19 protein-coding genes and 1 pseudogene are annotated in these 22,984 nt (G+C 72.2%); 11 read left to right on the plus strand and 9 right to left on the minus strand.

All coding sequences use genetic code 11. From position 1 onward, the window contains the following. Positions 1–36 precede the first annotated feature (36 nt). Entirely contained in the window at positions 37–1,653 is a 1,617-nt protein-coding gene (locus KM933_RS18225) for a glycoside hydrolase family 13 protein (RefSeq protein WP_221353440.1), read from the plus strand. Between the two features lie 61 nt (positions 1,654–1,714). Here the strand turns inward: KM933_RS18225 and KM933_RS18230 are convergent. Continuing rightward, positions 1,715–2,107, minus strand: a pseudogene (locus KM933_RS18230) (FadR/GntR family transcriptional regulator); the annotation flags it as partial. Between the two features lie 170 nt (positions 2,108–2,277). On the opposite strand from KM933_RS18230, the gene sigJ reads away from it, so the two are divergent. The 3 genes from sigJ (at position 2,278) to KM933_RS18245 (ending at position 7,329) form a co-directional block, all read left to right on the plus strand. Further along, positions 2,278–3,222, plus strand: a complete 945-nt coding sequence (gene sigJ, locus KM933_RS18235) for an RNA polymerase sigma factor SigJ (RefSeq protein ID WP_221353444.1) — start codon at positions 2,278–2,280, stop codon at positions 3,220–3,222. A gap of 151 nt (positions 3,223–3,373) precedes the next feature. Continuing rightward, positions 3,374–4,645, plus strand: a complete 1,272-nt coding sequence (locus KM933_RS18240; RefSeq protein WP_221353447.1) for an NAD(P)/FAD-dependent oxidoreductase — start codon at positions 3,374–3,376, stop codon at positions 4,643–4,645. Positions 4,646–5,055: 410 nt separating this feature from the next. After that, positions 5,056–7,329 carry a M4 family metallopeptidase gene (locus KM933_RS18245; RefSeq protein WP_260333747.1) on the plus strand — a complete coding sequence of 758 codons (2,274 nt, stop codon included), beginning with the start codon at positions 5,056–5,058 and terminating at the stop codon, positions 7,327–7,329. A 142-nt stretch (positions 7,330–7,471) separates the two neighbouring features. On the opposite strand, the gene KM933_RS18250 is transcribed toward KM933_RS18245, so the two are convergent. The 4 genes from KM933_RS18250 to KM933_RS18260 all read right to left on the minus strand — a co-directional run bounded on the left by KM933_RS18250 (position 7,472) and on the right by KM933_RS18260 (position 9,531). Beyond that, the gene (locus KM933_RS18250; protein ID WP_221353451.1) at positions 7,472–7,804 is read right to left on the minus strand and encodes a rhodanese-like domain-containing protein; all 333 of its coding nucleotides are present in this window, start codon (positions 7,802–7,804) and stop codon (positions 7,472–7,474) included. Further along, positions 7,801–7,929: a hypothetical protein gene (locus KM933_RS39390; RefSeq protein WP_260333748.1), complete on the minus strand. Its 129-nt coding sequence runs from the start codon at positions 7,927–7,929 to the stop codon at positions 7,801–7,803. Before KM933_RS39390 ends, KM933_RS18250 begins: the two co-directional genes overlap by 4 nt. Before the next feature lie 21 nt (positions 7,930–7,950). Beyond that, entirely contained in the window at positions 7,951–8,370 is a 420-nt protein-coding gene (locus KM933_RS18255; RefSeq protein WP_221353453.1) for a MarR family winged helix-turn-helix transcriptional regulator, read from the minus strand. A gap of 171 nt (positions 8,371–8,541) precedes the next feature. After that, entirely contained in the window at positions 8,542–9,531 is a 990-nt protein-coding gene (locus tag KM933_RS18260) for a hypothetical protein (protein WP_430727338.1), read from the minus strand. Between the two features lie 418 nt (positions 9,532–9,949). On the opposite strand from KM933_RS18260, the gene KM933_RS18265 reads away from it, so the two are divergent. From KM933_RS18265 to KM933_RS18275, 3 genes are read left to right on the plus strand one after another with little or no spacing between them, the layout of a single operon-like run. Continuing rightward, on the plus strand, positions 9,950–10,990 hold the full coding sequence (locus KM933_RS18265; protein ID WP_221353457.1) for a beta-ketoacyl-ACP synthase III: 1,041 nt from the start codon (positions 9,950–9,952) through the stop codon (positions 10,988–10,990). Positions 10,991–11,027: 37 nt separating this feature from the next. Next, a complete protein-coding gene (locus KM933_RS18270) occupies positions 11,028–11,261 on the plus strand; it encodes an acyl carrier protein (protein WP_221353459.1) in 234 nt (77 codons plus the stop codon). Then, positions 11,261–12,229 (plus strand): alpha/beta fold hydrolase, encoded by a 969-nt coding sequence (locus tag KM933_RS18275; RefSeq protein WP_221353461.1) that lies wholly within the window; start codon positions 11,261–11,263, stop codon positions 12,227–12,229. Before KM933_RS18270 ends, KM933_RS18275 begins: the two co-directional genes overlap by 1 nt. Before the next feature lie 161 nt (positions 12,230–12,390). Here the strand turns inward: KM933_RS18275 and KM933_RS18280 are convergent, their stop codons facing one another. Then, positions 12,391–13,281: an isocitrate lyase/PEP mutase family protein gene (locus KM933_RS18280; RefSeq protein ID WP_221353463.1), complete on the minus strand. Its 891-nt coding sequence runs from the start codon at positions 13,279–13,281 to the stop codon at positions 12,391–12,393. Positions 13,282–13,570: 289 nt separating this feature from the next. On the opposite strand from KM933_RS18280, the gene KM933_RS18285 reads away from it, so the two are divergent. Then, positions 13,571–14,245, plus strand: a complete 675-nt coding sequence (locus tag KM933_RS18285; protein ID WP_221353465.1) for a LamG domain-containing protein — start codon at positions 13,571–13,573, stop codon at positions 14,243–14,245. A 115-nt stretch (positions 14,246–14,360) separates the two neighbouring features. On the opposite strand, the gene KM933_RS18290 is transcribed toward KM933_RS18285, so the two are convergent. Together KM933_RS18290 and KM933_RS18295 are read right to left on the minus strand one after the other, a co-directional pair. Continuing rightward, positions 14,361–16,733: an AbfB domain-containing protein gene (locus KM933_RS18290; protein ID WP_221353467.1), complete on the minus strand. Its 2,373-nt coding sequence runs from the start codon at positions 16,731–16,733 to the stop codon at positions 14,361–14,363. A 261-nt stretch (positions 16,734–16,994) separates the two neighbouring features. After that, positions 16,995–17,765 (minus strand): response regulator, encoded by a 771-nt coding sequence (locus tag KM933_RS18295; protein ID WP_221353469.1) that lies wholly within the window; start codon positions 17,763–17,765, stop codon positions 16,995–16,997. Positions 17,766–17,872: 107 nt separating this feature from the next. On the opposite strand from KM933_RS18295, the gene KM933_RS18300 reads away from it, so the two are divergent. Together KM933_RS18300 and KM933_RS18305 are read left to right on the plus strand one after the other, a co-directional pair. Then, positions 17,873–19,480: a sensor histidine kinase gene (locus tag KM933_RS18300; RefSeq protein WP_221353471.1), complete on the plus strand. Its 1,608-nt coding sequence runs from the start codon at positions 17,873–17,875 to the stop codon at positions 19,478–19,480. Continuing rightward, positions 19,477–20,682 (plus strand): PP2C family protein-serine/threonine phosphatase, encoded by a 1,206-nt coding sequence (locus tag KM933_RS18305; RefSeq protein WP_221353473.1) that lies wholly within the window; start codon positions 19,477–19,479, stop codon positions 20,680–20,682. The genes KM933_RS18300 and KM933_RS18305 overlap by 4 nt, the downstream gene beginning before the upstream one ends. Here KM933_RS18305 and KM933_RS18310 read toward each other — a convergent pair. After that, complete coding sequence (locus KM933_RS18310) at positions 20,588–21,100, minus strand: STAS domain-containing protein (RefSeq protein WP_260333749.1); 513 nt, start codon at positions 21,098–21,100, stop codon at positions 20,588–20,590. The genes KM933_RS18305 and KM933_RS18310 overlap by 95 nt on opposite strands. A 292-nt stretch (positions 21,101–21,392) precedes the next feature. Between KM933_RS18310 and KM933_RS18315 the strand changes: the two genes are divergently transcribed. After that, on the plus strand, positions 21,393–22,226 hold the full coding sequence (locus KM933_RS18315; RefSeq protein WP_260333750.1) for a DUF4097 domain-containing protein: 834 nt from the start codon (positions 21,393–21,395) through the stop codon (positions 22,224–22,226). Positions 22,227–22,984: the final 758 nt, after the last annotated feature.

A 22,984-nucleotide genomic window follows, 5' to 3' on the forward strand; every position in this document is an offset into this window, starting at 1 on the left:
GGCGGAGAACCACCCCTGCCCCGAAAGGACCGACACGTGGCAGTCCCCCAGCCCGGCACGACCCCCGGCCACACCGACGACTGGTGGCGCGGCGCCGCCGTCTACCAGGTGTACCCGCGCAGCTTCGCCGACGGCGACGGCGACGGCACCGGGGACCTCGCGGGCGTACGGTCGAGATTGCCCTACCTCGCCGACCTGGGCGTCGACGCGGTCTGGTTCACCCCCTGGTACCTGTCCCCGCTCGCCGACGGCGGCTACGACGTCGCCGACTACCGCACCGTCGACCCCGCCTTCGGCGACCTGGAGCAGGCCGAGCGGCTGATCGCCGAGGCCCGCGGCCTCGGCATCCGCACCATCGTCGACATCGTGCCCAACCACGTCTCCGACCAGCACCCCTGGTTCAGGGCCGCACTCGCCGCCGGACCCGGCAGCCCCGAGCGCAAGCTCTTCCACTTCCGCCCCGGCCGCGGCGAACACGGCGAACTGCCCCCCAACGAATGGCCGTCGCAGTTCTCCGGTCCGACCTGGACCCGGGTCGGGGACGGCGAGTGGTACCTGCACCTGTTCACCCCGCAGCAGCCCGACCTCAACTGGGCCCACCCCGCCGTGCGGGAGGAGCACGAGGAGGTGCTGCGGTTCTGGTTCGAGCGGGGCGTGGCGGGGGTGCGCATCGACTCGGCCGCGCTGCCCGCCAAACACCCCGACCTGCCCGACTTCGTGGAGGGCCGCGACCCCCACCCGTACATCGACCGGGACGACCTGCACGAGATCTACCGCTCCTGGCGGCGGATCGCCGACGCGTACGACGGCGTCTTCGTCGGCGAGGTGTGGCTGCCCGACTCCGAGCGCTTCGCCCGCTACCTGCGCCCCGACGAACTGCACACCGCGTTCAACTTCAGCTTCTTGTCCTGCCCCTGGGACCCGGTCCGGCTGCGCGCCGCCGTCGACGACACCCTCGCCGAACACGCCCCGGTCGGCGCGCCGGCCACCTGGGTGCTGTGCAACCACGACGTCACCCGCACGGTCACCCGCTACGGGCGGCGGGACACCGCCTTCGACTTCGCCACCAAGACCTTCGGCACCCCGACCGACCTGGAGCTCGGCACCCGCCGGGCCCGCGCCGCCGCCCTGCTCACCCTCGCCCTGCCCGGCTCGGTCTACCTCTACCAGGGTGAGGAACTGGGACTGCCCGAGGCGGAGATCCCGCGCGACCGCATCCAGGACCCGATGCACTTCCGCTCCGGCGGCACCGACCCGGGCCGCGACGGCTGCCGGGTGCCGCTGCCCTGGCAGGCCGACGCCCCGTACGCCGGTTTCGGCTCACGCACCGAACCCTGGCTCCCGCAGCCCGACGGCTGGTCCGGCTACGCCGCCGACCGCCAGGCCGCCGACCCGCGGTCCATGCTGAACCTCTACCGCGCCGCACTGGAGCTGCGCCGCGCCGACCCGGCCCTCGGGGACGGCCCGTTGGAGTGGCTGCCCGCCGCCGACGGCGTCCTGGCCTTCCGCCGCTCGCCGGACCTGATCTGCGTGACGAACCTGGCCGGTACCCCGGCCGTCCTGCCGGACCACACGGAGGTCCTGCTCGCCAGCGGTCCGCTGGACCCCGACGGCGGGCTGCCCTCCGACACGGCGGTGTGGCTGCGGGGCTGAGCCACGACCGGCCGGCATCCCGTCCGCCGGCCGCGGCCGGCCGGAACCGGGCCGGGGCCGGCTACCGGGTCTCGTTGGCGACGGACTCGCGCAGCCGGCGGCTGGCCATCCGCATGTGCTCGGCCATCGCCCGGTCCGCCGCCTCCGGGGCGCGCGCCCGGACGGCCCGCAGGACCGCGTCGTGCTCGCACAGCGTGCCGCTGACCGTGCCCTCGATGTCGCCGGCCCGTTCCCTCCGCACCTGCAGCAGCGCCCGGATGCCGTGCAGGATGTCGCTCAGCACGCTGTTGCGCGCGATGCGGGCCATCTCCAGGTGGAAGTCGATGTCCGCGTCGATGAACGCCTTGGCGTCACCGCCGGCCCCGCGCATGTTCCGCAGGTGCTCCTCCAGGCGCGCCAGGTCCTCCTCCGTCGCACGCTCCGCGGCCAGATGGGCGGACACGGCCTCGTGCGCGACGACTGGAAGAAGGTCTTCGAGGACGACGAGCCCGACAAGGTCATCACGCGCATGCTGAAGATCGAGGAGATCAGGTGCTGAGACCCGCGTACCACCGCCACGGCCGACTCGTCCCGCGGCGGTGGTACCCCTCGGGTGTCCCGCGCCGCCCGGCTAGGATCCTGGCCATGCCGCTGACCGTGAAGGACGTGGACCGGTTCGAGGCGCTGAGGCCCCGGCTGGAGGCCATCGCCTACCGCATGCTCGGTTCGGCGGCCGAGGCCGAGGACGCCGTGCAGGAGACCTTCCTGAGGTGGCAGGCCGCCGACGCCGGGCAGATCGAGGTCCTGGAGGCGTGGCTGACGAAGGTGCTCACCAACCTGTGCCTCAACCTGCTGGCCTCGGCCCGTGCGCGGCGTGAGACCTATGTGGGCCAGTGGCTTCCCGAGCCGCTGCTTGAGGGCGACGCGATGCTCGGCCCCGCCGACACCGCCGAGCAGCGCGAGTCGGTGTCGTACGCGGTCCTGACCCTCATGGAGCGGCTGTCCCCCCACGAGCGGGCGGTCTACGTGCTGCGGGAGGCATTCGACTGCCCGCACCGGGAGGTCGCCGGGATCCTAGGCATCACCGAGGCCGCCAGCCAGCAGCTCCTCCACCGCGCCAGGAAGCACCTGGCGGACGGCAGGACCCGCGCCGTCATCGACGGGGCCGCCGCCCGGCGGATCGTGGAGGAGTTCCTCGCGGCCGCCACCACGGGCAGGACCGAACCGCTCGTCCGGCTGCTCACCGCCGACGCCTTCTCGGTGGGGGACGGCGGCGGGCAGGTCCCGGCCCGCACCAAGCCGTTCCGGGGCGCGCTCGCGGTCGCCACGTTCATACGGGGCCTGTTCAAACCGGCCCGCTCCAAGCGGGCGCTGGTCGGGGGCTCGCCCGGGATCCACGTGACGACCGCCAACGGCGGCCCGGCCGTCGTGGCGGTCGTCGACGGCCGCGTCGTCGGCGTCATGTGCCTGGAGGTCACCGCCGAGGGCATCGCCGCGTTCCGCAACCAGGCCAACCCCGACAAGCTCGACCGCGCGACCGGGCTGTGGGCGGCCACCGACCACGGAGAGCCCCTGTTCCACGCCTTCTGACCGCCGTGCGGGGGTCCGGCCCGGACCCCCGCACGGCTGTGTGATCCGCTTCACACGAGGTTCCTGTCAGGAAACGGCGTGCTGCCCGGTTCACAGTCCGACACCGCGCTCGACACGTGTCGGACCGACCCGCGCAGACAGGAGCCAGCACATGCAGCAGCACCGCATCATCGTTCTCGGCGCCGGATACACCGGAGCCGTCGCGGCCGGCCGCCTCGCCAGGCGGCTGCACCGTGACGACGTCGCCATCACCCTCGTCAACGCCGAGCCCGACTTCGTCGAGCGCGTCCGGATGCACCAGCTCGCGGTCGGCCAGGACCTGAGGACCCGGCCGCTCCGCGAGATGCTCGCCGGCACCGGCGTCGGGCTGAAGCTCGCCACGGTCACCGGCGTCGACGTCGAGGGCAGGACCGTCACCGTCGAGCCGAACGGCGGCGCCGGGGCGGGCCCCGCCGTCGAGCACCTCCCGTACGACACCCTCGTGTACGCCCTCGGCAGCGGCTGGGACGACCAGGGTGTCCCCGGTGCCGCCGAGCACGCCCACCAGATCGCGAGCCGGCCCGGAGCGCTCCGGCTGCGCGAACGGCTGGCCGCCCTGGACGCCGGGCAGCCGGTGGTCGTGGTCGGCGGCGGCCTCACGGGCCTGGAGGCCGTGACGGAGATCGCCGAGGCCCGCCCGGACCTCGCGGTCGCCCTCGTCGCCCGCGGCGGGCTCGGCGACTGGCTCTCGGAGAAGGGCCGTGGGCACCTGCGCAAGGTCGTCGACGGCCTCGGTGTCACCGTGCACGAGCAGACCGTCGTCACCCGCGTCGGGGCCGACCGCGTCACCACCGAGGACGGCCGCGGCATCCCCGCCGCGGTCACCGTGTGGACGACCGGGTTCGCCGTCCACCCGCTCGCGCGGGCCACCGCCCTGGAGACCACGGGCGGGGGCCGGATCGTGGTCGACGGCAGCATGCGCTCGGTCTCGCACCCGGACGTGTACGTCGTGGGTGACGCAGCCATGGCGATGGGCCCCGGCGACAAGCCGCTGCGGATGTCGTGCGCCTCGGGCACCCCCGCCGCCTGGCACGCCGCCGACGTCATCGCGGCGCGTCTGACCGGCGGGAAGCTTCCGGACTCGAAGATCCGCTACTACAACCAGTGCGTCTCGCTGGGCCGTTCGGAGGGTCTGATCCAGTACGTCACCGCCGACGACCGGTCCGTCGGTGCGGCCCTGACCGGCCGGCTCGCCGCGTTCTACAAGGAACTGGTCTGCAGGGGTGCGGCCTGGGGCGTCGCCCACCCGACCCTCGGCGTGCCGGTCCGCCGCCGCCGGGTCGTGGCGGAGAGGACCGGGACGGGCCGGGTGACCGAGCCGGCCGAGCCGGCCGAGCCGGCCGGCTCGGCCGGGGCGGCCGGGGCGGGCGGGGCGCAGGTCTGACGGGGAGGGCGGTCCGCACCGCGGCACGCGGACCGCCCTCCCGGTCCGGACGGCCACGGCCGACCCGGCAACCTCCGGGAGCGCGGCCGAAAACGTGTGCCGGCCTTGAGGAACCCGCAGCAGGCAATGGTCAATTCAAGCCGTTGTCTTGTCACATCCATGACAAGACTGTGCGCCTGATGTCACTCTGCTGTCGAACGTTCACCCTTCATTCACACCGCGCCACCTCTCACTCACACATCCCCCGCACCCTCACGTCTCACGCGCCGCCGAGTCCTCCGGCGCCCTCGTGTGCCCCCTCGTGCTGCGCTTCTTCCCGCTCCAACCCCCCATGCGGACCGGCCCCACCGCGCCGGCCCGCTCACCGCCGGCCCCCCGCCCGGGACCGGCCGTCGCAGGAGGAGAAGACATTGTCCCAGCGCCCCCGTTCCGCCCGCAGGCGCAGACGCGCCGCGGTCCTGGCGCTCACCACCGCGACCTCGCTGCTCACCCTCGCCGTCCAGGGCGGACCCGTGTCCGCCGCACCCGCCGACCCCGGTTCCTCGGACATCGTCGCCACGCCGCGTGCGGGCGCCGCCCAGCCCGCCCTGTCGCCCGCCGCGCGCACCGCGCTCATCAGGAGCGCCTCCGCCGACGCCGGTGGCACCGCGAAGGACCTGCGGCTCGGTGCCGAGGAGAAACTGCTCGTCAAGGACGTCGTCAAGGACGCCGACGGTACGACGCACACCCGCTACGAGCGCACCTACGCGGGACTCCCGGTCCTCGGCGGCGACCTCGTGGTGCACCGGAAGAAGAACGGCACCACCACCACGACCAAGGGCACCCGTGCCACCATCACGGTCCCGACCACCACGCCGAAGATCTCCACGGCCCGCGCCGCCGACAGGGCGCTGGCGCTCGGCAGGGCGGCCGACGTGGAGAAGGCGGAGGTCGAGGGCGAGCCCCGGCTGGTCGTCTGGGCCGCCGCGGGCAAACCGGTACTGGCCTGGGAGACCGTCGTCGAGGGGGTCCAGGAGGACGGCACGCCGAGCGAGCTGCACGTCGTCACCGACGCGAGCACCGGCAAGGTCGCCGCGGAGTACGAGGGCGTGCACACCGGCACGGGTCACGGCCAGTACAACGGCACGGTCCCCGTGGGCAGTACGGCGACCGGTTCGTCGTACCAGCTCGTCGACCCCGACCGCGCCGGGCAGCGTACGTACGACCTGAACCAGGGAACGTCCGGAACGGGCACGCTCTTTACCGATGACAACGATGTCTGGGGTGACGGCACCCCGGGCAACCGGCAGACCGCCGGAGTGGACGTCGCCTTCGGCGCGGCGGCCACCTGGGACTACTACAAGGACGTGCACGGCCGCAACGGCATCCGCAACGACGGCGTGGCCGCCTACAGCCGCGCCCACTACGGCAACAACTACGTCAACGCCTTCTGGCAGGACTCCTGCTTCTGCATGACGTACGGCGACGGCTCGGGCAACGCCAAGCCGCTGACCTCGCTGGACGTGGCGGCCCACGAGATGAGCCACGGCGTCACCAGCGCCACCGCCAACCTGACGTACTCGGGTGAGTCGGGCGGCCTCAACGAGGCGACCTCGGACATCTTCGCCGCCGCGGTGGAGTTCGACGCCGGTCTGGAGGCGGACGTCCCCGACTACCTGGTCGGCGAGAAGATCGACATCAACGGCAACGGCACCCCGCTGCGCCACATGGACAAGCCCTCCAAGGACAACCGGTCCCGCGACTACTGGGACGCCTCGCTGGGCGGTATCGACGTCCACTACTCCTCCGGGCCGGCGAACCACTTCTTCTACCTGCTCTCCGAAGGCAGCGGGGCGAAGACCGTCAACGGGGTGTCCTACGACAGCCCCACCTACGACGGCGTCCCCGTGACGGGCATCGGCATCGAGAACGCGGCGAGCATCTGGTACCGCGCGCTGACGACGTACATGACCTCGTCGACCAACTACGCGGGCGCCAGGACCGCGACCCTGCAGGCCGCGACCGACCTCTTCGGCGCCTACAGCGACACCTACCTCGCCGTCGCCGCCGCCTGGGCGGGCATCAACGTCGGCGACCGCATCGCGGCCGGCACCAACGTCGCCCCGATCGCCGACCAGACCTCCGGCGTAGGCCAGGAGGTGTCCCTGCAGATCGACGCCTACACCACCAACAAGGACGCGACGCTGTCCTACGAGGCCACCGGCCTGCCCGAGGGCCTGACCCTCGGCGACAGCGGGCTGATCTCCGGGATCCCGACCACCACCGGCACCAGCGAGGTGACCGTGGAGGTCACCGACAGCACGGGCTCGGCGGTGTCGGAGACCTTCGAGTGGAGGGTGGCGCACATCTACGCCAACGGCGCCCGGGTCGACATCCCGGACGCGGGAGCCGCGGTCGAGTCACCCATCACCATCACGGGCCGCCCGGGCAACGCCTCGGCGACCACGGAGGTGTACGTCAACATCGTCCACACCTACCGCGGCGACCTGACGGTCGACCTGGTGGGCCCCGACGGAACCGTGTACTCGCTGCTGAACCGCAACGGAGGCTCGGCCGACAACGTGAACCAGACCTTCACGGTGGACGCCTCGTCCCAGCCGGTCGAAGGCACCTGGAAACTGAGGGTGCGTGACGTGGCGGCGATAGACGTGGGCCACATCGCGCAGTGGCGCATCACCCCCTGACGCCACGGCCCCTGCCGCCGGCCCGGACCGTGACACGGTCCGGGCCGGCGGTGCTCCGGACACGCCCCGGACACCAAGCCTCCGCCTCCGGGCACGGTCCCCGCCATGGCGATCCCGCCGTACAACCCACGGACAGCGACACTCACCGGGTGGTGAGCGGGCCGCCGGCGGAGCGCCAGTCGACGAGGCCGCGGCTCATGTTGACCGCGTCGAAACCGTTCTCCACCAGCAGGTTCGCCGCACCGGCGGACCGTAGGCCGCCCGTGCAGAAGGCGATGAGCAGACGGTCGTCGGGGAGCTCCGGGCAGCGTTCCGGCAGTTCCTCCAGCGGTATGTGCACCGCGCCCGGGATGTGCACCCGGTTCCACTCGAACGCGCGGCGGACGTCCACGACGAGCGCGCCGTCCGCGACGAGGCGGACGGCCTCGGCGGCGGTGACGGCCGGTGGGCGGCGCAAGTAGTGCCGGAAGCTCATGCGCTGCGTGCCTCCCGTCGTACGTCGGCCACCGCGAGGGGGTCTCGCGGCGGGGCGCCGGTGGCGGGGGAGTGCGCGAGCGACGGGAACGACAGGAACGACAGGAACGACAAGGGGGACTCCATGACCTTCAGCCTAGCTGAAGGTTAGTCGGGTGCCGACGCCGCCCGCGTCATCCAGGTGCGCAGCGCCTCGGTCAGCTCCGGGTGGCGCGCGGCGAACTCCGTGTCGAGACGGGTCACCACCTGGGCGGCCCGCGCCAGCAGTGACTCGCCCTCGGCGGTGACCCGCAGGCTCGACGCGGAACCGGCGTGTGCGGTCCCGTCGTCGACGAGTCCGGCGGCGACGAGCGACGCCACCGCGGTGTGCGTGCTCTGCACGGTGATGCGTGAGCGCCGGGCCAACTCGCTGAACGAGATGCCCGGAGTGCCGCGGACATGTCCCAGCAGCCCGTACTTGCGGGTGGTCAGCCCGAGCGGCTTCAGGGCCTCGGTGAACGATGCCTCCCACACCCGGCCGACCGTCAGCAGCGTCACGGTGGGGCTGAAAGGGGGTGGCTCCGGCATGGGCGCAGATTACCAACCGTGCACACCCCTGCCGGTGGAGGTCCGCTCGCGGAGTCCCGCCGCCGAGCACTTCTCCTTTTCCGTCGACCGCCCCCGTGGCTATGCGGAACCCGGTCCAGGACGTTCACCGCCGGATCCCGGCCACCGGTCCCGAACCGGCCGCGGCCGTGCTCACTCGCCCGGTGCGGCCTTCCGCAGGGCCGTGATGCAGGTGGTGACGGCCTCCTGCAGCTCCTCCAGGCGCCGCAGCATGTCGTCCTCGTAGATGGTGTCGAGGTCCTCGACGTCGTCGAAGGTCAGTTCCTCGAAGACCCTGGTCGCCTTCTGCAGGCTGCTGTAGAACTTCGTCCGGCGCTCCTGCAGGCGCAGTTCGGGGTTGCTCCGGATGGTCTGGGCGACGAGGTCCTTCACGGAGTCGTACGCGTCGGAGGCCCACTCGCCGGTCTCCTCCCCCTCCTCCAGCTCGTCGATGAGGGAGAGGTGGCGCTCGGCCTCGGCGCGCAGTTCGGCGGGGGCGTCGATGGTCTGCCCGGCGGGGGTCTTGACCTGGCCGTTCTCCACGATCTGGCGTACGTAGCCGATACGGCCGGCCGCCTGCGCCTCGGAGGCCACCGCCTTCTTCAGCTCGTCGGTACGGGCGATGTCGCGGGCGAACTCGGTCTGCAGCGCCGGGTCTTCCCGGAGGCGGTCCAGGAGCGCGGCCCGGGCCGTCTGCGCGGTGGAGGGGTCGGCGAGGATCGCGGCCCGCAGTGCGGTGGGGTTCTCGGCGACCTCCAGGGCCTTCGTCGGGCGGATGCCCTCGGCCTCCGCCGCGGCGGTGATCGCCGTGCCGCGGTCGGAGGAGGCGCTGGAGCGGGAGCTGTAGTACGCGTGCCACACGTCGGAGTCCGGCAGCTCGATCTCCCGGCCCGGGGCCAGCGTCTCGAAGTACGGGACGAGACCGTCGTCGGCCGCCTTGTCCCACGCCTTGTAGTACCGCATGACACGCTCGGGGGAGCATCCGGCCAGCTCGGCGAAGCCCTTCGCCGAGACCTTCGGCGTCTCTCCCGCCGGCTCCCCGCCGGGCCGCACGCTGCGCGCCACCTTCAGCGCGAACGCCCAGCCGCCGGCCCGCACGTACGCCCCGAAGTCCCGGGCGTCCCGCGCGACATCGGCGTGCACGCCGTCCCCGGGCGTGTCGTTCCCGGCCGTGTCGTCCCCTGCCGTGCGGGCTCCAGCCCTGTCGTCCCCGGTGGACCCGTTCCCCGTGACTCCGTCCCCCGCCGCGCCGGTCGTCGCCGCGCCGGTCGTCGGACCCCCGGCGGCGGACAGCCCGGGCTCGACCCAGAACTCCCCGGTTTCCGGGGTCGACCGCCCGGGCACCTGGTCGACGGGCGGAGCGGCCGGTTCGGGCTGCGGGGTCACTGCGGTCGCGGGGGTCACTGCGGTCACTGGGAGACTCTCCTGGGGAGGGACGGGTCCGCAAACGGCGGCGTACGCAGCCTATATGAACCCGTTCGTCATGGTTTGCGAACCCTCGAACGTACTGCCCCGTGATCTCTTCGGTAACTCTCCGCCTCCGCTCAAGTACGCTTGGTCAATGAGCGATTCGAGCGCGGAACTCCCCGCGGCGCGCGGACCGGCCGCCGTGCTGACGGGCGTGGGTTCCCATCTTCCTCCCCGTCGCGTCACCAACGACGAGCTGTGCTCCCGGCTGGACAGCAGCGACGCGTGGATCAGGGAGAGGATCGGTATCCGGGAGCGCCGCCGCGCGGAGGCGGCGGTCTCCACGGGGGACCTGGCCCTGGACGCCGCGCGGCGGGCGATGCGGTCGGCGGGCGTGACGGACGTCGACGCCCTGGTCCTGGCCACGACCACCCCGGACCACCACTGCCCGGCCACCGCGCCCTCGGTCGCCCACCGGCTCGGGCTGCGTGACGCGGTCGCCTTCGACGTCACCGCGGGATGCGCGGGATTCGTGCACGCGTCGGCCGTCGCCGCCGGGCTGATCAGCGCGGGCAGCGCCCGGAAGGTCCTGGTCGTGGGCGCGGAGACGATGTCGGCCATCATCGACCCCGACGACCGTTCCACCGCCCCGCTCTTCGGCGACGGGGCGGGAGCCGTCGTCCTGGAGGCCGGACTCCCCGGCCGGGACGGCTGCCTCGGGCCCTTCGTCTGGGGCAGCGACGGCTCGCTCGCCGACGCCATCGTCATCCCGGCCGGCGGAGCGCGCCGGCGTGACCGGCGGGACACCGCGCCCCCGGGCGACCACTTCGTCCACATGCGCGGGAACGAGGTCTTCCGGCACGCGGTACGCCGTATGAGCCGGGCCGCCCGGGAGGCGGCACTGGCCGCGGGATGGGCGCTCGACGAGGTCGACCGCCTGATCGTCCACCAGGCCAACGGACGTATCGCCGCCTCCGTCGCCGACGCACTCGGCATCCCGCCCGGACGCACACCGTCCAACATCGCCCATGTCGGGAACACCGCGGCGGCCTCCGTACCGCTGCTGCTCGCCCACGCGGCCGACGAGGGCCACCTGAAACCCGGGCACCGCGTGCTCGTTGTGGCTTTCGGCAGCGGACTCGCCTGGGCGGCCACCACCCTCGTGTGGCCGCCGGGCATCACCGCGGAGCTGTAGAGATCCACCCGCCCAGGAACGTAAGGAAACGAAGCACGTGCTGGAAGAAATCAAAGGCATCCTCACGGCCCAGGCCGGGCTGCCCTCCACGCCGATCACCGCCGACGCGACCCTGGCGGACGCCGGCATCGACTCCATGGCCGTGACCGTGCTGTCGATGCAGCTGGAGGACCGCATGGGCCTCTTCCTCACCGAGGACGAACTCTCCTGCGCCCCCACCGTCAACGCCCTGGCCGACCTCGTCGCGAGCCGGGCCGCCGGGAGCCGGTGATGACCACGGCCCCCGCGTGGAACCCGCCCGTATGGAACGCCCCCGAGCACGTCGAGGAGGAACTGGTCACCCTGGAGTGGCGCGGCCTGCGCTACGCCTGCCGCGTCATCACCCCGGACCGGCCGCCGGTCACCGAACCCCTGGTCCTGCTCGGCGGCGCCCTGCAGGACATGTACGCCTGGCCCCGGCTGGAGCGCAGGCTCAGCGACCACATGCCTCTGGTGTTCGTCGACCTCCCCGGTGTCGGAACAGCCGACGACCTGCCCGCCGAGCAGGGCTTCGACGCGCTGGCCGAGGCCGCCCTGCTCGTCGCCGACAGGCTCGGGTTCGACCGGATCAACCTGCTGGGCGCGTCGTACGGGGCGCCGATCGCCTACCGCGCCGCCCTGAGCCGGCCGGCGCGGGTGGCGCGGCTCGTCCTGGCCGGCGCCACGCACCGGATGAACCCGCGCCTGGTGTCCGACTGCGAGCAGGTGTGGCGTACGCGTGCCGCGCTCGCGGACGGCGCCGACGGGTCGCTGACGGACTCCGGCGCGCAGGAGATCGCGGCCCGCGCCGTCGCCGCGCTGGTGAACACCGCCCTGCGCGACCGGATCTCCCAGGCGTCCACCGTCGCCCGGATGCTGCACCGGCAGTTCGTCCGCGTCACTCCGGCCGAGGCCCGCCGCCACGCCGTCTGCCACCAGCGTCTGCTCGACGGGGATCCGCTCCCGCAGGCCGGCATCGACACCGTACGGGCACTGGTGTTCACCGGTGAGCACGACGACGTCAGCACACCGGACGAGAACCGCGCCGTGGCGGCCGCCATCACCGGTTCGACCTTTCTCCTCGTCCGTGACGCCGACCACATGGTGCACCTCGAACGGGAAGCCGAATACGCCGACCTGGTACTGCGCTTCCTCACCGATCTCCCGCTCGACGACCTCCCCTACACGACCCCGCCCGAGCGCCTCGGGCCGCACCGGTAGACGTGGGCGGCCCGGCATCGCCGGGGCATGTGCCAGCGGAGCAGGTCCGGCGCCGGCCGGCGCAGGCCTCCGCCCGGTCACCGGCCGCACGCCGGGCGGCCGCTTTCCCGATCATGGACGATGGCACGGCGTACCAGCGTGACCACGCCGCTGACGATCTGTCATTCCACTTGATCAGGTCGATCAGGTCGATCAGGCTGATCCGGTGAACGGCTCCCGTGGTGCCTGCTGATGTTCCGCTCCAGCAGCCGGGTGGACGACCGCACGTCCGCACCGCCCGGCACGGTCTCCGGGAGCCGCCCGTCCGTGTTCCTGAGATCGGTGAGGGCGGCGTCGACGGCGTCGTGCGCGGCGAAGAGACAAGGGGTGCTGTAGAGCGCCACGTCGACCCCGAGATCCGTCAGCTCGGGCAGGGAGAGCCTGGGTGACCTGCCGCCGCCGATCTGGTTGAACAGCAGCGGCATCCCGCCGATCACCTCGCGGATCCGGCGGAGGGACTCGACCGTGCGCACGCCGTCGACCAGGACGACGTCCGCGCCGCTCTGCGCCAGGGCGAGCGCGCGACGCTCGATCTCGGCTTCCTCCGTGGCGTCCGTACGGGCCACCACCACCAGCTCCGTACGGCTGTCGAGGACCATGGCGAGTTTCTCCAGGTATTCGCCGAGCGGCAGGATCTGCTTGCCGTCGGCGTGGCCGCACCGCCGGGGCCGCTTCTGGTCCTCCAGGATCACTCCGGACGCACCGGCCCGTTCCAGTTGCTGGACGACATGACAGGCCACCTCCGGGTCGGCGTAGCCGTCGTCGATGTCCACCAGCAGATGGTGCCGGGGCAGGGCCAGCCGCAGCCGTTGGGTGAAGGCCACGATGTCGGGCCAGGCGATGAACCCGATGTCGGGCAGCCCGTAGTAGGAGGCGGCGAAACCGAAGCCCGAGACGAAGAGCCCCTCGTAGTGGCGTGCCGCGAGGGAGGCCGAGTACATGTCGTAGATCCCGATCAGCGGCGTCGTCCCCTCGCTCCTGATCGCCTCGCGCAGTTCCAGCCCGTATCCCATCGGCCCTCCGGGGCAGGCGGCGGCGTGGACACGGCACCGCGGTCGTACAGCTCCCGGCGATCTTCGCAGTGCGAAACACACGGCGCGAGTCGTCGTCACCCGACCGGGCGCCCCGCCCGCCCCCGAACCGGGCGGGTTCACCCTGGCGGGTTGTTTGCGTGGCGATTGTGACCGGCCGGGGCTTGGGCGACCTCTGCCGGGGGAGGAACGGACCGTGCAGGGGAAGGGGACGGACCGTGCGACCGCCCGGTCCGACCGCCCCGGTTCCGCCACCGCCAAGGAGCGGCCTGTGTCCGACGTCATCTTCACGGCCGATTTCGGTTCGCACAGTCAGTGGGTGGCCGGCCGCTCATGGGCCTATCCCGAGGGCGGTCCGGTCAACCCTTCCGACGACAAGCTCGACCACCTGGTCCCCGACCCGGCCTATTCCCGTACCGGCACGTTCCGCGCCACCCGCCGGCCGGACGGCCTCTGGGACACGGGTCTGCTGACCACCGAGGGGAGCGAGGACGGCTTCCAGGTGCGCACGGGGGACGTCCTGGAGACACGGGTGCGGCTGCCCACCGAGCAGGGGGCCTGGCCGGCCGTCTGGACCTGGCGGGACGGCAACCAGGAGATCGACGTGTTCGAGTACCACCCCGACCATCCGGACCTGCTGGAGCTCTCGAACCACGTGCGCGGCGGGCACCTCTACCACCGTGACGAGGCCGTCCGGCCCGGTGGGCACATCGACCTGCGGGTGGAGTTCGGCGCGCGCTCGGTGGTCTGGTGGCTGAACGACGTACGGACCTTCGCCGACGACCGCGGTGTGGGGGAGGACTGGCAGGCGTACCTCATCGTCAACCTCTCGGTGTGCGCCGGGCGTTACCATCCCGCCCCCGATCCCCGGACGGAGGAGATGTCGTACGCCGTGGAGCACCTGGTCGTACGCCGTCCGGCGGACTGCGACGACCAGGCGGACTGAACCACCGCCCTGATCAAGAAGCAAGAGGCAAGAGGCAAGAGGCAGGACAACGAGAAGCAGGACGAGGGGAACGCGAGGGGTGGCGGTCCGGCGGACCCCCACCCCTCGCTCCGGGTCAGGGGGCCCAGGGTGTCCCGACGGCCCAGGTGGTGTCCTCGGTGAAGGAGGCGGGGTTGTCCCACGCGTGGGTGCCGCCCGGGGTGGCCAGCCACAACTCCGCGTTGTAGTGCCGCAGATACTGCTCGGGGAAGTTCGACGCGGACAGCCGTACGCCGCCGTCGACGCCGCGCACCGCGCAGAAGGTCGCGTCGGCCCGGAACACGTCCCCGCTGCCCGACTCCTTGTGGACGCGGTAGTCGCGGTGGCGCAGGTACTCGTTCGGGTAGTTGCGCGACTCGAAGGAGTAGCAGGCGCTGTCGGCGAGCCCCGGTACGACCTTCCAGGTGGCATCGCTCTTGAGCAGGGCGCTGCCGCCCGCGTCGACGACGTCGGTGTACGCGGCCCCGTCCCGGTGCCGCAGATAGCGGTTCGTGAAGCCGGGCGTCGTCACCCGCAGGGACCTGTACTGGTTCGCGGGCAGGACGACGGGGGCGACCGGTGCCCTGGAGGTGTCGATGAGGGCGCGGTTGGCGGCCCGGACGCGGGCCTCGTCCACCTTCAGGACCTGGCGGTCATAGGTGAGGAGGCCGTTCGCCTCGTTCTCCACGTCGGTGATCTCCGTGTAGACGGAAGCCGAGAGCCCGGCGGGCATCCGCACCTCGCGCAGGGCGTCGAGGAGGCCGATGAACCGGTTGTTCAGATGGGCCGGGCTCGGCTGGTCCTCGTAGCTGAAGCCGCCGCCCGGGTACCACTCGTGACCGGCGACCCTGTACCCCAGGCCGCCGTACTCGCCGAGGACGGCGGCGCGGGTGGCGCTGGGCACCGTGGTGCCGGGACCGACGTACACATGGTGGTCGACGACGTCGCCGTTGCCGCCGTCGACCGCGCCGCAGCAGTTGACGCCGCTCATGTTGTTCACCAGCCGCGAGGGGTCGTACGCCTTGACGTGGTCGGCGATGCGGGCCTGGTCGTACTGCCCCCATCCCTCGTTCTGGTTCACCCACATCACCACGGACGGCGAGCTGCGGTGCTGGTCGATGACGCGGTCGTACTCGGCCTCCCACTGGGTCCGGGCGGCGCCGTCCGGGGTGCGGGTGTCCATCGAGGGCATGTCCTGCCAGACCAGCAGCCCCAGCCGGTCCGCCCAGTAGAACCACCGCTGCGGTTCGACCTTGATGTGTTTGCGCACCATGTTGAAGCCGAGGTCCTTGTGCTTCTGCAGGTCGTACCTGAGGGCGTCGTCGGTCGGCGCGGTGTAGATGCCGTCCGGCCAGTAGCCCTGGTCCAGGGTGCCGGTCTGGAAGACGAACCTGCCGTTGAGGACGGGACGCAGGACGCCGTCCACCCGGGAGATCCCCACGGAGCGCATCCCGGTGTAGCCGCCCACGGAGTCGACCACGGCCGAACCGGCGACCAGGTCGGCCTTCACGTCGTACAGGAACGGGTCCTCGGGCGTCCACAGGCGCGGGTTCGGGACGGGCACCGTGAGGGTGCTGCCGACCGCGCCGGTCGCGCTGCCCACCGTGGCCGACCCCGAGGACACGGTCACCCGGGCGGTCTGCCCGGAGACGCCACTGCCCCTGACGGTGACCTTCAGGGTGTTGTTCGTGAGGTCGGGCACCATGTCGAGACGGGTGATGTGCGCCGCGGCCGTCGGCTCCAGCCACACCGTCTGCCAGATGCCGGAGGCCGCCGTGTAGAAGATGCCGCCCCCCGGGTGCGGGGTCACGTCGTTGATGCGCTGCTTGCCGACCGCCTGGCCGCCCGTCTGGGTGGGGTCCCAGACGGACACGACGACTGTGTTGGTGCCGCCGTTCAGCAGGTCGGTGATGTCGTACGAGAAGGAGTCGTACCCCCCGCTGTGCACGCCCCCGGCCTGTCTGTCGTTGACCCAGACCGTCGTACGCCAGTCGCTGGCGCCGAAGTTGAGCTGGACGCGGCGGCCGCTCCAGTTCGCGGGGACCGTGAAGGTGCGCTTGTACCAGAGCTTGTCGTTCTGGGTGATCCTGCGCTGGACGCCGGAGAGCGCGGACTCGGCGACGAAGGGCACCCGGATCTGGTCGGGGAACGAGGCGGGCCGGCCCGCGTCCGCCGTGGTGACCGCGAAGTCCCAGATGCCGTTGAGATTGGCCCAGTCGGGGCGGGTGAGCTGGGGGCGCGGATACTCCGGCAGCGGTTTGTCGACCGGGACCTGGTTCGTCCACGGCGTGGTCATGGGGGAGGGCTTGGGCGTCCACGCGGCCGGTGCGGTCTGTGCGGCCTGTGCGGTGCCCGTGGCGGTCAGGGCGGCCGCGCACACCAGCGCGAGGGCGGCGAGCGCGGTGGCGATCCGTCTCGTCCGCTGTCTCAGCCGTGCTGCCCAGGGGCGCGGGACCGGGGTGCTGCGCATCGTGACTCCTCGGTGTCGTCGGAGGTGGGGCAAGGAGGCGCACGTACGGAGGAGGAGCGGGGTGTGCGGAGGGCGGAGACCGGCGGTGAGCCGCTCGGGCTTGTACAACGTTGGAAAGAGGGGTAGTTGGCATGACAGCACGACACGGAAGGTCTGTACAGGTACATGACAAGCTGAATTACGTGTGCGGGGTCCGCACGAGACGGCGCCGGCCGGGGCGGGACACCTGTCCCGCCCCGGCCGGCGCCGCGGGCCGCGAGGTCAGGGGCGGGGCCGCGTGGCGGTGTCGAGGTAGAAGGCGTCGATGCTCTGCACCGCCCGCTCGAACTCCTCCAGGTTGACGGGCTTGGTCACGTACGCGTTGGCGTGACTGCTGTAGGCACCCGTGACGTCGTCCGGAGCGGTGGACGTGGTGAGGACGACCACCGGGATCGTCTGCAGGTCGTCGTCACTCTTCAGGACCTTGAGCAGGTCGCGGCCGTTCATCCGCGGCATGTTCAGGTCGAGGACGATGAGGTCGGGCCGCGGGGCCCCCGGGGTCCGCAGGTGTTCCAGCGCCGCGACTCCGTCGGTGACCTGGACCAGGTTGCGGGCCCCGCGCTCGGAGAGGGCTTCCTCGATGAGCATGGCGTCGGCGATGTCGTCTTCGACGAGCAGGACGTCGAAGGGACGGATGGGGCTGGTCATCGTCAGTTGCTCCGTGGGTTTCTCGGTGGAGTGGTGGAAGAGCCCCGGCCAGCGACGCCGGGCGCCCTGCCGGGTCATGCCGCAGGCGGCGCCGATCTGCGGATACCCGGCACCCGCCCGGGCGGCGGACACGGCCGCTTCCTGCTGCAGCCGTTCGGTGGCCTGCTTGAGATGATCCAGTACGTGCAGCAGGGCCAGGGCGTGCGCCGGGTCGTCCGGTGCCGGGCGGGGCGGGGATTCCAGCAGCCGGCCGGCAAGGCGTTGCGCGAGATCGCCGACCGCCGCGTCCGCGAGGGCGGCTGTCTCCTGCGGGGTCATCCGCAGCACGAAATCCTTGCCAGGCATACCCGCACTCTAGGTCCCGCGGACGCGCCGCGACAACAAGGGTTGTCACGATCTAAAGTGTGCTGCTCAAACTTTCACGGCCACCGGCACAGCGAGGAGTCCCCAGGATGACCGGCGATGAGAGGCAATCGCGTATGCGAGGGCTTTCCGCGTGGACGACCCGGCGGTGGCTCCGCGTGGGGGTCGCCGTCTCCCTGGTGGTTCTCGCCCTGCTCGGAACGGGGGGCGCCTGGGTCCTCAACCGGACCGAGACGCTCAGCAAGGACCTCGTGGACGTGCGCTCTCCCGCGCTGACCGTCGCGATCCGTCTGGAAGCGGCCGTGCTCAACCAGGAGACCGGGATCCGCGGCTACGGGCTCACCGGCACGAAGGACTTCGTCACCCCCTACCGGCAGGGGATCACCGAGCAGGAGAACGCCCGTGCGGAACTCGCCGGGCTGCTCCGGGACGATCCCGCAGGGCTGAGGGACCTGAAGACCGTGCAGGACGCCGTGGTGAGGTGGCAGGAGGGGTTCGCCCGGCCGATCGCCGCCGCGCCGGCCGGCGCACCCTCACCGCTGGCCGCGCAGCGGGCGGCGGAGGGCAAGGCCGCCTTCGACGAGGTACGTGCCGCCCTGGGGGGCCAGCAGGAGCGGCTGCGCGCGGACCGCGTCCGGGCGCGGGAGGACCTGATGACCACGCTGAACGTGAGGAACTGGGTGTTCAGCGCCATCGCGGTGCTCATCGTCGCCCTGACGGCCCTGGTCTTCGAAGGGCTGCGCCGCGGTATCAACAAGCCCCTGGAGCAGCTGAGCGCGGACGCCCGCGCCATCTCGGGCGGTGACTTCGACCACCCCATCAGCCCGACCGGGCCCGCGGACCTGCGGCGCCTCAGCGGTGAGATCGACTTCATGCGCCGGCGGCTCGTGCGGGAGCTGGCCTCCAGCGAGGAGACCCGGCTGCGGCTGGACGCGCAGGCCGCGGACCTCCAGCGCTCCAACGCCGAGCTGGAGCAGTTCGCCTACGTGGCCTCCCACGACCTGCAGGAGCCGCTGCGCAAGGTCTCCAGCTTCACCCAGCTCCTCCAGCGACGCTACGGGGGGCAGCTCGACAGCCGGGCCGACCAGTACATCGACTTCGCGGTCGACGGGGCGAACCGCATGCAGGTCCTCATCAACGACCTGCTCGACTTCTCCCGGGTGGGACGGGTGCACAACGCCCACCAGAGCGTCGACCTGGGCACGGTGCTGGAGCGGACCCTGTCCTCGCTGAGCGTCGGCATCGAGGAGGCCGGTGCGACGATCACCCACGATCCGCTGCCGACCCTGGTCGCGGACCCCACCCAGGTGGGCATGCTCTGGCAGAACCTCATCGGCAACGCGGTCAAGTTCCGCCGCCCGGGAGAGGCGCCGAAGATCCACATCACGGCGGACCGGGAGGGCGAGCTGTGGCGGTTCACCGTCACCGACAACGGCATCGGCATCGCGCCGGAGTACGCCGACAAGATCTTCGTCATCTTCCAGCGGCTGCACACCAAGGACGCCTATGCCGGCAGCGGCATCGGTCTCGCGATGTGCAAGAAGATCGTCGAGTTCCACGGCGGCACCATCGGTGTCGACCCGGACTACCGCGACGGCGCCCGCATCGTCTTCACCCTCGCGCCCCGGCCGCCGGAGACCCCCGGCCCCTCGACGCTGCCGGAGGCCACCCGCTCCGATCTGGAGCCGGCACGATGACGGAAGCCATGCCGGCCGCCCCGGCAGCGGCGCCCGAGAAGCCGATGTACCGCATCCTCCTCATCGAGGACGACCTGGGCGACGCCCTGCTCGTGGAGGAACTCCTGTACGACACGGGGCTGCGGTTCGCGCTGACCACCCGGACCACCCTGGCCGAGGCCCGCGCCGAACTGGTCGGCACGCCGATCGACTGCGTGCTGCTCGACCTGCACCTGCCCGACGTGTCGGGCATCGACGCGGTCACGGCCGTCCGGCGGCTGGCCCCGCACACCGCGGTGATCGTCCTGACCGGGCTGTCCGAGGACCGGGCGGGCACCGACGCCATGGCCGCCGGGGCCCAGGACTACCTCGTCAAGGGCAAGGTGGAGGCGGACCTCCTGCAGCGGACGCTGCGCTACGCCGTCTACCGGAGCAAGACCGAGCGGGCGAGCGCCGAGGCCCAGGCCATCCGGCTGCGGGCGGAGGAGAACGCCCGGCTGGAACGCGGCCTGCTGCCCCAGCCGATCCTGGACACCTCCACGGTGCGGGTGACGTCCCGCTACCTGCCGGGTGCCGCCATGACCCTGCTAGGCGGGGACTTCCTCGACGTGGTGGAGGGCGACGACGGGCTGCTGCACGCCGTGGTGGGCGACGTCAGCGGCCACGGCCCCGACGCGGCCGCGCTGGGCGTGTGCCTGCGGATAGCGTGGCGCTCCCTCGTGCTCGGCGGGCACCGCGGGGACGACCTGCTGCACCTGATGGAACGCATCCTGGTCGCCGAACGCGGCGACCAGCAGCTCTTCGCCACCTGCACCCTCCTCACGCTCGACCAGAAGGCCGGGACCGCCACCCTGTACCTCGCCGGCCACCACGAGCCCCTCCTCACCACCGGCGAGGGGACCTGGGAGATCTCCGCCGCGCACGGCATCGCCCTGGGCATCGTCCCCGGCCTCCGCAGCTGGCCCCCCACGGTCGTCCCGCTCCCGCCCGCCGGGGCCCTGACCCTCTACACCGACGGCCTCACCGAGGGCCACAACGGGACGAAGGGGGAGCGGCTGGGTGTCGAGGGCCTGCTCACCCTGATGGAGGACCTCCCCCCGGCGGACCCGGCCGCCCATGTCGACCTCCTCATCCAGGAGACCCATACGCTGAACGCAGGGCGGCACTCCGACGACCTGGCCGTGCTCCGCCTCGACTGGGGGAACCGGCCTCCCCTTCCCTGAGGACCCGCCGCGTCGGCGGGGAGCCCGCGGTTCCGGCGGCCGTGCCGCCCCGCTCCGCGTCCTCCAGGGTGGCCGAGACGGGGAGGAGACCGGGAGCGGTGAGGCGCAGGAGCTGCCGGACGCGCGGCTGGTCGGTGACCAGCCGGAGGCTGCCGCCGCGGGAGCGGGCCCGGCAGTGGGCGCGGTGCAGGAGGTTCAGGCCGCTGGAGTCGATGAAGGTCACGGGTCGTAGGTCGACCAGGACGTGCGGGGCGGCCCGTCCGGTGACGATGTCGAGGTCGACGGTCAGCCGACCGGCGGAACAGAGGTCGATCTCCCCGTGCAGTTCCACCACGGTGACCTCGCCACGGGGGAAACAGCGCGCGTGGGCGCCGGGCAGATCCGTTTCGGGAAGGGGTCGGAAGTTGTGCAACGGCATGTAGGCCTCACCTTGGACGCGGTCCGGGCCGCCGCCGCTGCGGCTGGGCAACGTGGTGGCGGCACCGATCGATTGCTGCAGGCTGACGGGGGCCAGGTCGCCTCACACCCGCTCACGGTAGGCCGCGACGACCATGCAGAAACGATGCATCTCGCTGATGTGTCACTCGATCGAGTGAGTGATTCCTTCTGAGCTTGCCATGACGCTGTGCTTGCCATGGTGCTGCGTTTGCCATGGCACCGCCGAGTGGCCGGGAGCCATGGACGGGCGGGCAGGGGGAAACCGGCCGGGCATGGACACCACGACCACGGACATCACCACCACCACGGACACCATGACAATGACTCGTGTACGGCGCCTGGCCGTCCTCGTGGCGGTCGCGCCCCTCGTCGCGGCGTGCGGCGCGGGCCACCACGGGAGTGGCGGGGACGACGGGGGCGACGGCTCATGGGCGGCCGGGGCGCGGCCGGTCCTGTCCCGGGGCGCCGACCTGGTCATCAGCACCGACGGCGGGGTGCGGCTGCGGCCCGCCGACGGCGACCGGGCCGGCGTCGACCGGCACGTCCGGCACACCTGGTCCCACCGGGACGGCACCTGGGTCCTCGACCTGTCGTGCCCGGCACGGGGCGACCACGCCGACGCCGGGGAGTGCCCCCGGATGCCCGAGGTCGACGTCCCGGCGGACACGTCCGTCACCGTCTCCGCCCGCAACGCCGGCATCGACGTGGCGGGTGTCTCCGCGGCCCTGCGCCTGACGACCGTGAACGGCGACGTCACCGTGACCGGGTCCGGGCGGCCGGACGCCCCCGTCCGGCTGGCGACCCGGAACGGATCCGTGCGCGCGGACACCCTGCGCGCGGGCGAGGTGCACGCCGAAACGGTGAACGGCGACGTGACGCTGGACTGCGCCACGGCGCCGGACGGGGTCGGTGCCGCCTCCACCAACGGTTCGGTCCGGGTCACCGTGCCGCGCGGCGCGCCCGCCTACCGGGTCGCGGCGACCACCGGCAACGGCCGCCCGTCGGTCGGCGTTCCCACGGCCGACGGGGACGACGGCCGCACCATGACACTCACCACCGTCAACGGAGACGTCACGGCGGGCGTCGGACGAACGGGTACCCGCTGAGCGCGTACCCGTGGGGCACGGTACCCGTGGGGCGGGTACCGTGCCGGGCCGCGCGCCCGTGCCGCTGACGTCCTCCCGGCGTCCCGGGGCCCGGTCACGAGGGGCACACCACGCGTCGGGACGGGCGGCGGTGCGTCACCCGCATGCGGCCCTCCGGCCCGAGGGCCGGTGGACCGAACACCTCGACACCCGGCTCGGTCCGGTCGATTCCACGCTCGGCGTGATCGGCCGACCACGCCGATGCCTGATCGTCGGGAGCGGCTCCAGGCGGCCGGTCCCGCCCGGCGAGTTCCCCGGCGGGCCCGCCGCGACTGCCGCTCGGTCCCCGAGGCATGCGTGTACGGCAGAGCCCCAATGCTCGCTCAGTGCGCGTGGTGGAAGTTCATCGATCTGTGGACTTCGGGCAGAGGATGCCTGGTCCGGTTGCGCCCGCGTCCGACCCGGCGGGCAGCCTGGACCGGCCATGACAGACCGCTGCCCCTCGTCGAGGGCGCCGTCATCCGCCTGTTCAGGCAGACCCCGGACCGGACCGGGCCCCGGCTGCGCAGCTCCGCCTCGCGCGCCCGTCGGCCGTCGGCCTTCGCCAGTGCCCTGATCGCTGGACGATGTGTAAAGAAAATCGTACTTCACGTTATGTACCGCATCAGCCGCCTCGCCGCAGAGTGGTCCGAGCGGGGATGCGGACACCGGGTGGCGATCCGATGGACTCCCCGGCGTGAAGGATCTCGGATCAAGGCACGGGCAAGGCCATTTGTGCC

This window comes from Streptomyces beigongshangae (genome assembly GCF_019710745.1).
Lineage (GTDB): Bacteria > Actinomycetota > Actinomycetes > Streptomycetales > Streptomycetaceae > Streptomyces > Streptomyces beigongshangae.